13 protein-coding genes are annotated in these 13,827 nt (G+C 63.8%); 4 read left to right on the top strand and 9 right to left on the bottom strand.

The features are described 5' to 3' along the window. Positions 1-8: 8 nt before the first annotated feature. The gene (locus BMI91_RS12220) at positions 9-1,364 is read left to right on the top strand and encodes an MFS transporter (protein ID WP_078605075.1); all 1,356 of its coding nucleotides are present in this window, start codon (positions 9-11) and stop codon (positions 1,362-1,364) included. 91 nt (positions 1,365-1,455) lie between these two features. On the opposite strand, the gene BMI91_RS12215 is transcribed toward BMI91_RS12220, so the two are convergent. The 9 genes from BMI91_RS12215 to BMI91_RS12175 all read right to left on the bottom strand — a co-directional run bounded on the left by BMI91_RS12215 (position 1,456) and on the right by BMI91_RS12175 (position 10,741). Further along, positions 1,456-2,109: a hypothetical protein gene (locus BMI91_RS12215; RefSeq protein WP_146673572.1), complete on the bottom strand. Its 654-nt coding sequence runs from the start codon at positions 2,107-2,109 to the stop codon at positions 1,456-1,458. A gap of 643 nt (positions 2,110-2,752) precedes the next feature. Then, complete coding sequence (locus BMI91_RS20345) at positions 2,753-3,067, bottom strand: DUF433 domain-containing protein (RefSeq protein ID WP_078605073.1); 315 nt, start codon at positions 3,065-3,067, stop codon at positions 2,753-2,755. Between the two features lie 216 nt (positions 3,068-3,283). Further along, entirely contained in the window at positions 3,284-4,117 is an 834-nt protein-coding gene (locus BMI91_RS12205; RefSeq protein WP_078542418.1) for an ABC transporter permease, read from the bottom strand. Between the two features lie 22 nt (positions 4,118-4,139). Continuing rightward, positions 4,140-5,042 (bottom strand): ABC transporter permease, encoded by a 903-nt coding sequence (locus BMI91_RS12200; protein ID WP_158522149.1) that lies wholly within the window; start codon positions 5,040-5,042, stop codon positions 4,140-4,142. Positions 5,043-5,145: 103 nt separating this feature from the next. Then, a complete protein-coding gene (locus tag BMI91_RS12195) occupies positions 5,146-6,354 on the bottom strand; it encodes a hypothetical protein (RefSeq protein WP_078602648.1) in 1,209 nt (402 codons plus the stop codon). An 82-nt stretch (positions 6,355-6,436) separates the two neighbouring features. Continuing rightward, positions 6,437-7,513, bottom strand: a complete 1,077-nt coding sequence (locus tag BMI91_RS12190) for an ABC transporter ATP-binding protein (RefSeq protein WP_158522148.1) — start codon at positions 7,511-7,513, stop codon at positions 6,437-6,439. A gap of 31 nt (positions 7,514-7,544) precedes the next feature. Then, positions 7,545-9,020 (bottom strand): TCP-1/cpn60 chaperonin family protein, encoded by a 1,476-nt coding sequence (locus tag BMI91_RS12185; protein ID WP_078605071.1) that lies wholly within the window; start codon positions 9,018-9,020, stop codon positions 7,545-7,547. After that, the gene (pxpA, locus tag BMI91_RS12180; protein ID WP_244176618.1) at positions 9,017-9,991 is read right to left on the bottom strand and encodes a 5-oxoprolinase subunit PxpA; all 975 of its coding nucleotides are present in this window, start codon (positions 9,989-9,991) and stop codon (positions 9,017-9,019) included. Before pxpA ends, BMI91_RS12185 begins: the two co-directional genes overlap by 4 nt. Positions 9,992-10,078: 87 nt before the next feature. Continuing rightward, positions 10,079-10,741, bottom strand: a complete 663-nt coding sequence (locus tag BMI91_RS12175) for a GntR family transcriptional regulator (protein WP_146673571.1) — start codon at positions 10,739-10,741, stop codon at positions 10,079-10,081. Between the two features lie 170 nt (positions 10,742-10,911). On the opposite strand from BMI91_RS12175, the gene BMI91_RS12170 reads away from it, so the two are divergent. The 3 genes from BMI91_RS12170 to BMI91_RS12160 are packed head-to-tail and all read left to right on the top strand — an operon-like array spanning position 10,912 to position 13,824. Beyond that, positions 10,912-11,778 carry a 5-oxoprolinase subunit B family protein gene (locus BMI91_RS12170; protein ID WP_158522147.1) on the top strand — a complete coding sequence of 289 codons (867 nt, stop codon included), beginning with the start codon at positions 10,912-10,914 and terminating at the stop codon, positions 11,776-11,778. After that, the gene (locus BMI91_RS12165; RefSeq protein ID WP_078549618.1) at positions 11,775-12,749 is read left to right on the top strand and encodes a 5-oxoprolinase subunit C family protein; all 975 of its coding nucleotides are present in this window, start codon (positions 11,775-11,777) and stop codon (positions 12,747-12,749) included. The genes BMI91_RS12170 and BMI91_RS12165 overlap by 4 nt, the downstream gene beginning before the upstream one ends. Continuing rightward, the gene (locus tag BMI91_RS12160; protein WP_158522146.1) at positions 12,742-13,824 is read left to right on the top strand and encodes a phosphotransferase; all 1,083 of its coding nucleotides are present in this window, start codon (positions 12,742-12,744) and stop codon (positions 13,822-13,824) included. Before BMI91_RS12165 ends, BMI91_RS12160 begins: the two co-directional genes overlap by 8 nt. The last annotated feature ends 3 nt before the right edge of the window (positions 13,825-13,827 follow it).

Raw genomic sequence — 13,827 nt, 5'->3', positions numbered from 1 at the left:
AAACTGAAATGCCCGTTACCCCCAAAGCCCCGCTCGCCATCGTGGCCCTTGCGACACTCCTGTCCCTCGTTGTTTTCACCCTGCCGCTGACCACGCTCGAGGCGATGACCGCCGCGCTCGGGCTTGGCCCTGCGCAGCAGGCTTGGATCATGTCGGGGATGCCATTGGGGGCGGCCTGCGGGCTTCTGATCGCCGGGGCCTTCGGCGATACGCTGGGGCGGCGGCGGACCTTCGTGGGCGGGCTGTGGCTCACCGCGCTCGCTTCCGTTGCCGCTGCACTCGCGCCGACCGGTCTGTTCCTGATCGTCGCGCGTGTCGTGCAGGGCCTCGGCAGCGCCGGGATCATGGCCTGCGGCCTCGGGCTTCTGGGCCAGATCTACGAGGGCGAGCCACGCCGCCGTGCCGCCGCGATCTGGGCCGCCGGCCTTGGCGCGGGCGTGGCGCTCGGGCCGATCCTCGCCGCGGCGCTGCTGCCGATTGGCGGATGGCCCGCAGGGCATTGGGCGATCGCGCTTGCCGCGACCATCCTTGCGCTGAGCGCCTCGGCCCGCCTGCCCGAGAGCCCGCGCAGCCCGCATCGGGTCGACCTCACGGGCGGTCTGCTTCTGATGCTCGGCCTCGGCTGCCTGCTCTCGGCGCTCACCGAGTTGCGGTTGGGAGCTTTCGGCGTGGTGGGCTTGCTCGCATTGGGCGCGCTGGCCTTTCTGGCTCTCTTTTTGCGCACCGAACGCCGGGCTCCGAACCCGATCCTGCGGCTCGATCTCTTTGCCCATGCGCCCTTCACCGGCGCGACTCTCGCGGCTTTCGCCTCGGGCGCGGGCGTGCTTGCGCTGATGTCTCTGGTGCCAACCGTGCTGGTGCGCGGTATGGGGCAGACGCCACTTACGGCCGCTTTCGTTCTCCTCGCATGGTCGGCGTTGACCGCGATCTCCGCGCTCAACGCGCATCGCTTGCCCGCGCGCTGGACCTCGCGCCAGCGCGTGATCGGCGGGATCGTCGGCTGCGGGGTCGGGCAGGCCCTGATGCTGCTTGCGACGCCTGCGGCGAGTTGGGCGATCCTCGTGCCGGGGCTGCTGATTGCCGGGGTTTCGAACGGTATCCTGAACGCCGCGCTGGGGCATGAGGCGGTGCAATCCGTGCCGCCCGAGCGCGCCGCGATGGGGTCGGCCGCCAACAATACCGCGCGCTACCTCGGCTCCGCCCTCGGGATCGCCTTGATCTCGATCCTGATTGCCGGACGCGATGGCGAGCGCTTCTTCGCGGGCTGGCACGAGGCAGTGGTGATGAGCACCTTGTTCAGCGGACTGGCAGTGTTTGCGATGCTCGGTCTCGCACGCGAGCGCGGTTCCCTCGGTGCGCGATGAGCGCAGTCCCGTGTCAGGCGTCGCTCCCGCATCGCCGGACCGCTCACTGAGGATCCAGGTGGCCGCACCCTGAACGTGCTGGGACGTGCGGCTACTGCCGGGTCAGCCTCACCGTGAACCCGCCGCCACTCATGCTGAATGTAGCAAGCTTGCGTGCGTCATAGGCGGCATGCACATCGAACGACTTGAAGTAAAACGGCCAGACATATCCGGGGCCCAAGACAACGCGATAGGATAGGTCGCAGATCACGGTGTCGTCGTTTTGCTTCATCGCCGTCGTCGCCATCTGCACCACGCGACGACCATCATACATGGCCATCGGCGAAGGACAGGTTTCACCGTTTGCCAGCTTTGCGAAGAATTCCGTCGGGGAGATCACACCGGCGGGGACTTTTCCGGCGTCCGTCATCTCGGTCATCTCAGAGCGCGGTGTAATCTTAACGGCCGTCACGGTGTCCGCCTCGCGGACAATCGCGATATCGCGCGTTTCGCTGCCCCGGCTCGTCCCGAGGTAATCGACCTCATGACCTTTGGCCTGCGTCACCGCCTCGAAGGTTCCGTCGTCCAAGCCGAACGGCGTGTTGTCGAGCGAGAGCAGCAGTTTCGCATTACTGCCTTGCCCTTCGAATTGCAGCATGCCCAGGGATCGGTGGCCCAGCGTGACCTTGTAGATTTGCTTTTCGGCCGCTGCCGGTCCCGCCAGCAGGCCGGAAAAAGTCGCAACGAGAAGAAGAATGCGTGTCATGAAATATCCGTAGGCCAATGCTTTTTTGTCACGCCTACTTCCTCCCACATAGCTGTGCGATATCCAACTCCGTGAAGGAGGGCCGACAACCGGACAAAATTGCAAAGATCTTTCCGGAAACAGGGTATTTTCGCGCGGTTCGACTTCTGCTTGGCCGCGGGCCCTGTAGGATTGCGCGCAATGTTGCGGGCTGTACGCTGAATTCGTTAGTAGTTTCTGGCGAGCTTCAAGCAAAGCTTTGCGGGTCTTTTGCGCATAGGTTTGCGCAAATTTCGCGTAACTTTGCGTTTTAAGTCGGTATCTTACGAAGCGAATTCTTTCCGAGTCGACCTTAGCTTTTCCTGTTTTGATGGAAAGAAAAACCAGCCCATATTCTTAGCAACTTTTTAAAACTGGGAAACTCGGCGGCTCCGATTCCGAGATCATTTTCCGCGCCAACTCCGAGAACGCCCGAAATCAAGATCTTGGTCAGCATTGCCGCGGAGGCACCGCTCACTGGAGATACTGTCGGCCTCAAACCGGCCATTTCGCCCTGTCGCAGCTACCTACTGCTTGGGCTACGTTTCTGAAGGAGGCTCCTGCTGCCTTCCCTCCGAAGCATTGTAGGTGCCTTCACTTGTGTTCTCAGTCATGAAACGCTGGCTTACGGTGCGTTGGTTAGTGAAAGAGGCCAAATCCGGTTCGCGAATTTGCCATTACGGACAAGGAGCAGATTTGCCTGTAACTCTGTCGGGCACACTTCTGGCTCATCGTCGTCAAGGTCTGCCTTCGGAGGATTCCCCACGGGGTGGGTGCGGGCATAGGTAGCAGCGCCCTCGAATGCTTCTCTTGGAATCGAGGGATGCTCTTCACAGAGATCATCCAAGGTATCGCCGTCGCCAAGCCTGACAAGCACAGATCTGCAAGTGATCCGCGTGCCTTTAATCACCGGGTTTGGGCGATACTGCGCCGCAGACATGGCTCTCAGATGGGCAGTCTGCACCCCTCCGCTTAGCAGGTCGCTGAGGTCTTCCAGAGGCCGAAAGGGAATGGTGGCCAACACTCAATCTTGGCGCACAGCACCCTAAGAGACTCCCGGCGCGCGAAACAGGTGTGTCAGGGAGAGCGGATGCAATACTTGCGAACCGCGTCCAGCGCCGCCTCAGTTGGGAGATAATCGCGGGCGACTGGAAGCTCAGGTCCGGTTCAGCCGCACGAACAGCAGCCAGAACATCGCGCTGAGAAGCGGAAGTGTCACCAGCAGCACGAGGGAGGACAGGGCGAAGATGATCGGCACCTGGCTTTGCTGGGCTGCCGCCTGCACCCAGTTCCATACGGGCATGGTCTCTGATGTGCCGCGCAGGAAGATCGTCCGCATGACCTCGTTGAAGGACATCAGGAAGCCGAAGAGGCCCGCACTGACGATGCCCGGCATGAGGATCGGAAATTCGATATCCTTGAAGACGCGCCAGTCGCTCGCTCCGAGGTCGCGTCCCGCCTCGATCAGGGTATGGTCGAAGCGCAGGGTCACGACGAGCACGATCAGGAGTGCGAAGGGCAGGGCCCATACGTAATGCCCCACGGCGATCGACCAGAAGCCCAGATCGAGACCGAGCACGGACTGGCTGAAGATGAAGAGGGCCGCGCCCATCGACATGCCGGGCACGAAGAGCGGCAGAACGAAGACGAGGAGCATCGGGCCGGGGCTGGCCATGCGCGGTACTTCGCGCCCGATCACTGTGGCGGTGACTGCGCTAACCAATCCGACGATCAGGCCAATCACGATGCTGGCGACGAAGGGCATGTGCCAGTCGCTGCTCGCGAACAGTGCCTGATAGTGGCGTAGCGAGAAGGCGCCGGGGATGCCGGAGAGCGGGTCGCTCGAGATCGACAGCAAGACGAGCCAAAGCAGCGGAAAGTAGATCAGCGCGAGCATCGCGATGCCCATCCATTTGCCGAGCCGCTTCCAATTCGGGTTGTAGCTGGTTTCGAGCGAAACGGGGCCTGTCGTGGCGGTCATGTCGGTCATTGGTCTTTCCTTTTGCCCGTGGTCATCGGCGCAGCGCGAGTCTCGCGCCGCCGAGGTGGCGCAGGATGAGAGCCATCACCGCGAGGATCAGCAGCAGGAGGCCGATCACGAATGCAGAGAGGGCGGCGACGACGGGATAGCGCAGGGCGGTGTAGGCGCTCTCGATCGAGCTCGACAGCAGGTTCACGAAGCCGCCGCCCAGCATTCCCGGCTCGACCCATGCGGCCAGGGCCGGTCCGAGCGTGAAGACGAAGCCCGCCATCACGCCGGGCAGGGAAAGGGGCACGATCACCTTCCACAAGGTCTGTGCCGGGGTCGCCCCGAGGTCGTTGGAGGCTTCGATCAGGGTGTCGTCGATGAGGATGATGGCCATGTAGATCGGCAGGACCATCGGGGGGAACAGGGCCGGGATCATCCCGAAATGCACCGAGAATTCCGAGTAGAGCAGCCAGTCGAGCGGCGCATCGGTGATCCCGGTCGACATGAGGACGGTGTTGATCAGGCCGTTCTGACCGAGGATCGCGCGCCAGACGATCGTGCGCGACGACAGGTCGAGGAAGAACGGAATGGTCAGCAGCGCGAGGAACACGGCACGGGCCATCTGGCTGCGCGCTCCCTTGGCAAGCCAGAGCGCGAAGGGGAAGCCGATGGCGAGCTCGATCAGCGTCACGGTCAGCGCGATGCGCAGCGTGCGTAGCGTGACCTCCCAGCGCCCCGAGGCGAAGAGGCCCTTCCACGTCTCGAGGCTCGGCTCGTAGATCGTCTGGAAATACTCGGTCGAAAAGAAGCTGTAGACGAACAGGATGAGGAGCGGAACGATCACCAGCACGGTCCAGGCCGCGCAGATCACCCATAGCGCCACGGTTGCGACGGGGATTCTCATGGCGGGCTTGCGGCCTTTGTCCTTCGGTCTGGTCTGCGTCATGGGCGCATCCAATTCGGCGTTCATGGTCATCTATCTTCCTGTGGTGTTCGGCCCTTGGCGAGGCCGGGTAGCGTCCCCCGCAGGCGCGGAGGACGCGAAGGGATCAGGCGTTGAGGAACCGCTGCCACTGCTCCTCGATGTCGGACGCGTTCTGCGGCGTCGTGGTCGAGGTGAAGGGCTTCTCGAACTTGCGGTTCACCTTGGCTTCGGTGGCGCGCAGGGCTTCGATTTCCGCGTCGCTCCAGCCGTTCTCTTCGGCATAGGCCACGCCGAGGTCCATGTTCGGGCCGGCATAGCCGCGATCGCGGGCCTGAAGCGCACGGTATTCGCCGCCGAGGAAGTAGTTCAGCATCTTGTAGATGTTGTCGACATTGTCGCGTTCCATCGCGGGGGCGGCGACATAGGCGCCGTGGCCCCATTTGAAGTAGCCCTCGACGGTGTAGGCGTAACGCGTCGCGTTCTCGCCCAGCACGTTGTTGGCTTCACGCACTGCCGGTTCCCAGCAGTTGATCACGTCGACTTCCTTGTTGGTCAGAAGCTGGATCTGCTCCTCGAAGGCACCGTAGAGCGTGCGGAACTGACCCGCTTTCTTGCGCTCGATGAGGAAGTCCGCGACCACCGCCGCTTCTTCGGCGGTCATGTCCGAGACATTCTTAATGTCGGCCTTGCCGGTTTCCTTCAGGTAGAGCGCGGCGGAGGGCATCGAGTAGCTCCAGCCCTGCCCGTAGGCGACGCGGCCACGAGTGGCTTCGTCTTCGAACATCAGCGACCACGAGAGCTCTTCCTCGCTCGCGGGATCGACGCCTATGGCCTCGGGCACATAGCCGAAGCTGTCGGCGTTGCCGATGACCGGAACGCCCCACTGGTTGCCCTCTTCGTCGGTGACGACAGGCGAGCGTTTCCAAGCATCCGACGTGCGCTCCCACAGGGTGAGTTCGGGGTGGTCCGTCTCGATCTTGGCATACATGCCGCGCGGGCCGAGAATGTCTTCGGTGCCGCTCTCGAAGATGTAGATGTCGGTGCTGTCACCGAGGTTCGACGCCATGATGTCGCGCATGAAAACGCCGACATCGTTCGAGGTGCCGTTGAGTTCGCACTTGATGCCAAGGCTGGCTTCGAGCGGCGACCAATCCTTGAGCGCGGCGGTCGGAACGCCGTAAGCCCGCACGACGGGCATATCCTGTGCCATCGCCCCACGGGGTGCGAGACCGGTAGCCGCGAGGGCTGCCGTGCCAGCAACCGCGCCCATGCCGCGAAGCATGTTGCGCCGGGTCAGTTCGATCTGATCGAACGTAGAGAACTTGTCCTTCATTTTTCCTTCTCCTGTTGGGGCTTCGCGCCGTCTCGAGCGGCTGCGTAAGCCAGTTTTCCCGAAGGTGGACCGATCGACGCGATCAGCCCTTGTGTTCGGGGAAAATCACGGCGTCCGAGAGCTTCCAGCCGACCCGCGAGATGGCGCCCTTCTCGTTGGGCGCACCGTGCCAGGACCGAAGACGCAGCGTGCCCGCTTTCGTCTCGACCATCATGTCGGTGTATTTCCCGCGATAGACGCGGTTGGACAGGGTGGCATCGAGCCCGTCCTCGTCGGCTGCGACCGGTCCGATCCGTTCGGCCCGGATGGCAAGGTTGATGGCGCCGCCCGGCTGAATGTCAGAGGTGGCGAGAGTGCCGCGCACGACTGCGCCGCCGACCAGTTCCACCTCGCCGATCTCGCCGTCCTTGCGCAGAAGCTTGCCGTCGAGAATGTTCTCGTAGCCCATGAAATCCGCAGCGAACCGCGTGACCGGACGGTCGAACAGGTCGAGCGGCGCGCCGCTTTGCTCGATCCGGCCGTGCTTCATCAGAACGACGCGGTCGCTCATGGTCAGCGCTTCTTCCTGAGAGTGGGTGATGTAGATGAAGGTCATGCCAAGTTTGCGCTGAAGCTCCATAAGTTCCAGCTGCATGTCCTGGCGCAGCCGCTCGTCCAGCGCGCCGAGCGGCTCGTCGAGGAGCAGGATCGCAGGGCGGGTGACGACCGCGCGCGCAAGTGCCACACGTTGGCGTTCCCCGCCGGAGAGTTGCCCGATGGAGCGGTCGGCCTTGGCCCCGAGTTGCACCATCTCGAGCGCACGCTTCGCCTCGGCGGTCGAGTCCTGGGCCGTACGGCCGCGGATGCGCAGGCCGTAGGCCACGTTCTCGATCACGTTCATATGCGGGAACAGCGCGTAGTTCTGGAACACCGTGGTGCAGTTGCGCTTGGCCGCGGGCAGCCCCACGACATCTTCGCCCCCGATGCGCAGACGGTTGACCGAATAGGGAGTTTCCAGCCCGGAGATCACGCGCAGCATCGTCGTCTTGCCCGAGCCGCTGGAGCCGAGGATCGTCAGGAATTCGCCCTTCGCCGCTGACAGCGACACATCGGACAGCGCGGTGACCCTGCCGTACTTGTGGACGACATTGCTGACCTCGAGCATGGGTTCGCTGTGCATATCCTTCATTTCATGTCCTCAAGTCAGTCGTTCAGTGAGAGTGATGGGGCGTGCGCAGCACGGCCGTCTCAAGTGTCAGAATGCGCAATGCGAGCGACAGCGCGAGGTCGAGCACGTCGCGCGAAAGCCGGGCCGGGTCCCGCACAGAGTCGGCAGGAAGGACGCCGTCGAGGGGCTCCAGTCCGGCGTTGCGTCGCAAGGCGCGTCCGGTCGCGCGCAGAGCCTCGCCAACAAGGGCCCGGGCGGCGCGATCGGTAGGGTCGGACGGACGTTCGGCCTCTAGGCGCGCGGCAATTTCGGTCAGGCCGACGCCTCCACCTGTCAGGGTACCGCCAGTTCGCGCCGAGCGGACCGAAGCAAGCGCACGTGCCATCCGTGCGCGCAAATCGGGTTCGGTCCTGTGCGGACCGATGAAAAGCTCGACCCAGCGTCCCGAGAGGCGGGCGTAGCGCCGTTGAGCATGTTCGCGGTCGAGTGCGAGATAGCGGTTGCGTTCGATTTCGTGGGCGATGTCTTGAAGCCGCAGCGCGATGGCCGCGGCGTCGCCGGCGGGGGCGGAGAAGGTCACGTGATCTCCGCTGCGCCGGAACGCCTCTGCCGCACCGAGATGCTCGGGCGTGAGTGTGTCGAGAGTCTGGCCGGTCTCGTCATCCACGAGGGTCGCGCCGGTCGCGACCGCGAGGTCCCGCAGGATTTCGGCGGCGCGCGGACCCTTGTCGCGCGGCGTGATCGCGGCCACGCGTAGAACGCCGGCCTGCCGATTGCGCTCCAGAAGCTGCTTGGCGGCGCCCTCGAGCCCCCGCGCCGCGATCAGCAGCGACTTGCCGCTCTGGGCGAAACCTTCGATCACGGGGGCGAGGCGTTTGAAATCGGTCAGGATGTCGTTGACCACCAGCACGTGGACCGCATCCATATGCGTCAGCACCCCCGACAGGAGCGGCTCCATATCGGCGGAGAAGCCTTCGACGTGATCGAGGCGCAGCCCGGGTTCTGGCTGGTCGCTCAGCTCGACGTGACCCTCTGACCCTGCGAGTTCGAGCGCGCGGTGCAGGGCATCCGTCGCGTCGGGGGGAAGGGCTGCAGCGGCGAGGATACCTTCGTTATTGCCCGTGTCCTGCGTGACGGCCGCGAAATGGCGCGTGATCTCGGGGCGCAGCCCATCGACCGACCGGATAAGGCGCGAAGGATGCACACCCGCGGCGACGGACCGACGTCCGGTCGCCAGCGCGGCGCCGGTCATCACGGCCATGCGCGAGGTGCCGTCGCCCAGATCGCGGTCCGCCGACACCAGCGCTTCCCGCAGAAGCACCTCGCTCGTCCCGTCCGCGCAGAAATGACGGGCGATTTCCGTGCCGGTGGTGGCGCGTCGCACGCGCGCGCCCAGTGTGTAGAGCGCCGCGCGCCCGTCGGGGCCGAGCTTGGCCGCAATCGCGCGCAGAACCGGCGCGAGATCGTCTGCCAGCTCCGCCTGAAGCGGCTTGCCCGATATGATGCGCACGGCGGTCATGCTGTGGTCAGCCTCGCCTCATCCATAAGAACCTGATGAACCGCCTTCGCGACGGCGATCGCGTTCGGGGTGTCGGAGTGGACGCATATGCTTTCGGCGACGACCGACACGTCCTTGCCGCTCACGGCGGTGGTCATGCCTTCGAGCACGGCGCGGCGGACCTTCTCGGCGACGGCCTCAGGCGCAACGCTCTCATGCGCGCGCGAAATGATCTGGCGTCCGTCGTCACCATAGTCGAGATCAGCATAGAACTCGCAGCTGAAAGGGATTCCGCGGCGGGTGAACACCTCCGACATACAGCAGTCGGAATAGGCGATCACTGGCAGGCCGAGCGCTTCGGCCGCATCCGCAACGCCTTCCGCCACGTGCATCTCGTTCTGAGCCATGCCGAAGAGCGCGCCGTGCGGCTTGATGTGCGAGAGCGTGAGCCCTTCGGCCGCGGCCAGCGCTTGCAGCGCGCCCGTCTGGTACATGATGAGCGCGTAGATCTCGTCGCGCCGCATCTGCATCCGCCGCCGTCCGAAGCCCTCACGGTCGGGCAGGCCGGGGTGGGAGCCGACATTGATGCCCGCGGCCTTCGCCTTGCGCAGGGTGTCGCGCATGACCACCGGATCGGAGGCATGGAAGCCGCAGGCGATGTTGGCGTGGGTGACGAAGGGCATGCAGGCCGCGTCGTCGCCGAACGCGTAAATCCCGAAGGACTCGCCCATATCGCAATTGATCGTCACCATCTTCGCCTCCAAATGATATATCATGTATCCTATAACGACGATATCATCACCTTGTGTCAAGATAATCTTTCCCAGGGGGAAGCAGGTCGGGGCCGAAAACGTATGGCGCCTCTTTGCGTCGCAAACGAAAATCGCGTGACGAGAGCGAATCTGGGCGGGTGGCTGTTTTTTGGGCAGGGCAGGGATGTCGGCAGCGAGGTGGGTGAGGCGCGGTTTGGTCGCCGGGTGCTGCCGGGGCATTTTGCGCAGGGCCTGCTGCGCAAAAAAAGAAGGGCGGCAAGATGCCGCCCCGGTGGGTGTCTACTTGGGTTCTGGCCGGGGTCGCGCTCAGGCCCCCTCAGTCAGCGGCATCAGCGGAAGCAATGCTTTCGCGGCAATGTCGATATCCTGCCGCATGAACCGACCCGCTGCTTCCGCGTCGCGCCGCTCGATCGCTGCGAGGATATTGCGGTGTTCGTCATTGGCGTGGTGTTTGAAGTGCTCATCGTCGAAAAGGCCGGTAAAAACCGGGCCAACCTTTAGCCATAAGTCATTGATAAGAAGAAGAAGTTCCGGATTGTTCGCGCGGCGGTAGACGGTGAAGTGGAATTCGCGGTTGAGGGTCAGATAGCCCGCGGAATCATGGCGTTTCGCGACCTCTTCCACTCGCGCGGTCAGCTCCGAGAGCTGTGCGATCTCGTCCTCGGTGAACTTATCGACGGCCAGTTCCGCCGCCATTCCTTCAAGCGCTGCGCGGATTGGCATGAGCTCGCGAAATCGTCTCTGGGTCATGCGGGGCACCACGATCGACCGATTCGGCAGCACCGTCAAAAGGCGCTCGGCGACGAGCCGTTGAAGCGCTTCGCGGATCGGGGTGGCAGAGATTCCGTAGTTCGCCGCGAGCGTGCGGATGACCAGCGGCTCCATCGGGATAAAAAGGCCCTCCTGCATCCCGTCCCGGATCGCGTGATACGCCTGGTCGCTCAATGACTGGTGCTCAATCTTCTTCACTCGAATGCCTTTCGCTGCGCGTGGTCCGCTTCCCAACTTGGTATCTTACTTTGTATCGACGGGTAAAGGCCGTTGACGCTAATTGATATATCATATACTCCAACTAGGGAAGATCCAGCGGCAAAGTCGCGCGGATGCGTCGAAAAATAGCCGAGAGGAGAACAGGTCGAATGCTTCACGAAGCTCTGCGATTCTATCCCGGAGGAGATCGCGCGATCGAGGTCGAGCTGGGTGACGGGATGGATTTCACCATCAACTTCATCGTTCACCGACTTGTCGCTGCTGTGCGAGAGGCGCGAATCGCGGGCCTTGTCGATCTGATCCCCGAGCTGGCCTCGTTCCAGGTGAACTACGATCCCGACCGTATCTCCTACGAAGACCTGTGCCACGAGATCGAAGCGCTTTATGCGGAGATGGGGCGCGGGGTGACGGGAACGCTCGCAAGTCGGCTGATCACCATTCCTGTGCTCTATTTCGATGAGAAGACGGAAGCCTGCGTCGAAGACTACCGCAAGGACTATCCCGAGAAGACGCCCGATCCCGAGTTGATCTGCGAGTTGAACGGGTTGCCGGATCGTGCCGCGCTGCGCCGCCGTCACGCCTCGACCGAATACTGGGTTGCGGCGCTCGGCTTCTGGCCCGGTCTGTGCTCGTTGCTCGCCCTCAATCCCACTGCGCGGATCATCGCGCCGAAATACAATCCGCCGCGCACCCATACCCCGAAAGGGGCGGTCGGTCTTGGTGGTGCGTTAACCTGTATCTATCCGGACGCGACGCCGGGCGGCTATCAGCTTATCGGCCATACGCCGGCGCCGACCTATGACGGGGCGCAGCGGCTTCCCGACTTCAGGGACAGTCTCGCGCTGTTTCGGGCTGGCGACCGGGTTCGGTTCAAGCCCGTCGAACGCGATGAATACAGCGAGATCGAAGCGCGCGTCGCCGAGGGGACGTTCCGTCACGACATCGTCGATTACCAGGTCTTCTCGGTCGACCGCTATCTCGACTGGGCCAAGGCGCAAGAGGAGGCCTCCAAATGAGCCGCACCATCACCACGGTGAAACCGGGTCTTCAGACCTGCGTGCAGGAGCTTCCGGGGCGCGAGGGCTTTCTGGAGCAGGGGTTCCCGCTCTCGGGGCCCTTCGACGCCTGGTCGTTCCGCCAGGCCAATATCCTTGTCGGTAATGACCGCGACACTGCTGCGCTGGAGTGCCAGTTCATGGGGCCGACCCTGACCTTCGATGCCGACATGCTGATCGCCGTCACCGGCGCGGACATGTCGCCCGCGCTCGATGGCGCGCCGATCCCGATGTACGCGACCGTCGCGGTCTCGGCGGGCCAGACGCTGACCATGGGCTTCGCCAAGACCGGCGCGCGGGCCTATCTCGCGGTGTCCGGCGGGATCGCGACCGAGCCGGTTCTGGGTTCGCGCGCCGTGTTCCATCAGGCGGGCGTCGGCGGTCATGCCCTCATCGCGGGTCAGACGCTGCCGGTCGGCGTCTCGGAGACGAGCGCCCTCTACGTTCTGCCCGAATCCGCGCGCCCGGTGATCGGCACCGACCGCGTTTGGGAGGTCGAGGCGCTGTGCGGGCCGAATGACGACTGGCTCGACGAGGCGACGATCGAGATGTTCTTTTCGACCGACTGGCAGATTCAGACAAAGAGCAGTCGCACCGGCATTCGCCTGACCGGCCCGGATTTCGGGTTTTCCGACAAGGCTTTGAACAAATCCCCGGATCACGGGCAGGACCCGTCGAACATCATCGACCACGGCTATCCGATGGGGGCTGTGAACCTTGCCGGTCAGACGCCGATCATCCTCGTCAATGACGCGCCGAGCACCGGCGGCTTCATCAACCCCTTCACCATCGCGAGCGCCGCCTTCTGGAAGCTGGCGCAGGCCAAGCCGAACGAGACCCTGCGTTTCCGCCGTGTGGACCGCGACGGCGCAGCGGCGCTGCGGGCCGAAATCGATGCAAAAACCAAACCCGAGATCCTGGAAAATGCCTGAAGCGATGATGACAGACGGCTCTGCGGTCGACCAAGACTCCCTTCTGGCTGGGCTGTTGGCCAGCGCGCCGCCGCGGCTGACGCCGGATCAGGCCCAGACGCTTTTGCACGATCACTGGGGGATCGACGGTTCCGCACATGAAATCGCCTGCGAGCGAGACCAGAATTTCCGCATCGTGACCGGGACTGGGCAGGACTACATCCTGAAGATCTCGAATGCGGTCGAGGACCCGCTCAACACGGAGTTCCAGACCGCGGCGCTGCGCTGGGTTGCCCGGGTCGATCCCGAGCTTCCACTTCCGCGCGCGGTGGCTGCGCTCGACGGTGCGTTCACGCAGCGGCTAAAGCTGCCGTCGGGGCGCACCAGCGTGGTGCGGGTTCTGTCCTGGCTTGACGGCACGCCGCTGCATCACGTGCCGATGACGGCGCGGATGCAGTCCGGGATCGGCGCGATGACGGCGCGGCTGGGCCGGGCGCTCGAAGGGTTCGACCATCCGGGTGCGCGCCATGAACTGCTGTGGGACATCCAGCATCTCCCGCGCCTGCGCCCACTGACCGAGAGCCTCGGCGAGGATGCGGTGGCGGATGCGGTGCGGCGCGAGCTCGATCATTTCGAGGCGCAGGTTGCCCCTGCGCTCGGCGGTCTGCGCCGTCAGGTGATCCATAACGACATGAACCACCACAACATCCTCGTGGATGCGAGCGAGCAGGACCGGATCACCGGCATTCTCGATTTCGGCGACATGGTGAACACTTATCTCGCCATCGATGTGGCCGTCGCCGCCTCCTATCTGGCGAGCGAAGACGATCCGCTCGACGCAATCGCACGTCTCGTGGCCTCCTATCACGCCGTCCTGCCGCTCGAGCGCGAGGAGGTGGAGCTGCTACGCGATCTGACGGTGGCGCGCCTCGTAGCTTCGATCACGATCACCAACTGGCGTGCAGCGCGCTACCCCGAAAACGCTGCCTACATCCTGCGCAACAACGGACCTGCCCGCACGGCGATGGCCCGTTTCGCGACCCTTCCCACCCAGGACGTGACCCGGGCTTTGCTCAGCGCGTGCGATATGGAGTGAACG

It is taken from the genome of Thioclava sediminum (genome assembly GCF_002020355.1).
Taxonomy (GTDB): Bacteria; Pseudomonadota; Alphaproteobacteria; order Rhodobacterales; family Rhodobacteraceae; genus Thioclava; species Thioclava sediminum.
This window is presented reverse-complemented; position numbering and strand designations above follow the sequence as displayed.

Excerpts from the sequence above, each read along its gene's own strand:
- pxpA (WP_244176618.1), bottom strand. The coding sequence starts at position 9,991 with ATGCCCCGGCAGCACCCGGCGACCAAACCGCGCCTCACCCACCTCGCT.
- BMI91_RS12195 (WP_078602648.1), bottom strand. The coding sequence starts at position 6,354 with ATGAAGGACAAGTTCTCTACGTTCGATCAGATCGAACTGACCCGGCGC.
- BMI91_RS12170 (WP_158522147.1), top strand. The coding sequence starts at position 10,912 with ATGCTTCACGAAGCTCTGCGATTCTATCCCGGAGGAGATCGCGCGATC.
- BMI91_RS12215 (WP_146673572.1), bottom strand. The coding sequence starts at position 2,109 with ATGACACGCATTCTTCTTCTCGTTGCGACTTTTTCCGGCCTGCTGGCG.
- BMI91_RS12185 (WP_078605071.1), bottom strand. The coding sequence starts at position 9,020 with ATGACCGCCGTGCGCATCATATCGGGCAAGCCGCTTCAGGCGGAGCTG.
- BMI91_RS20345 (WP_078605073.1), bottom strand. The coding sequence starts at position 3,067 with ATGTCTGCGGCGCAGTATCGCCCAAACCCGGTGATTAAAGGCACGCGG.
- BMI91_RS12205 (WP_078542418.1), bottom strand. The coding sequence starts at position 4,117 with ATGACCGACATGACCGCCACGACAGGCCCCGTTTCGCTCGAAACCAGC.
- BMI91_RS12190 (WP_158522148.1), bottom strand. The coding sequence starts at position 7,513 with ATGCACAGCGAACCCATGCTCGAGGTCAGCAATGTCGTCCACAAGTAC.
- BMI91_RS12220 (WP_078605075.1), top strand. The coding sequence starts at position 9 with ATGCCCGTTACCCCCAAAGCCCCGCTCGCCATCGTGGCCCTTGCGACA.
- BMI91_RS12165 (WP_078549618.1), top strand. The coding sequence starts at position 11,775 with ATGAGCCGCACCATCACCACGGTGAAACCGGGTCTTCAGACCTGCGTG.
- BMI91_RS12200 (WP_158522149.1), bottom strand. The coding sequence starts at position 5,042 with ATGACGCAGACCAGACCGAAGGACAAAGGCCGCAAGCCCGCCATGAGA.
- BMI91_RS12160 (WP_158522146.1), top strand. The coding sequence starts at position 12,742 with ATGCCTGAAGCGATGATGACAGACGGCTCTGCGGTCGACCAAGACTCC.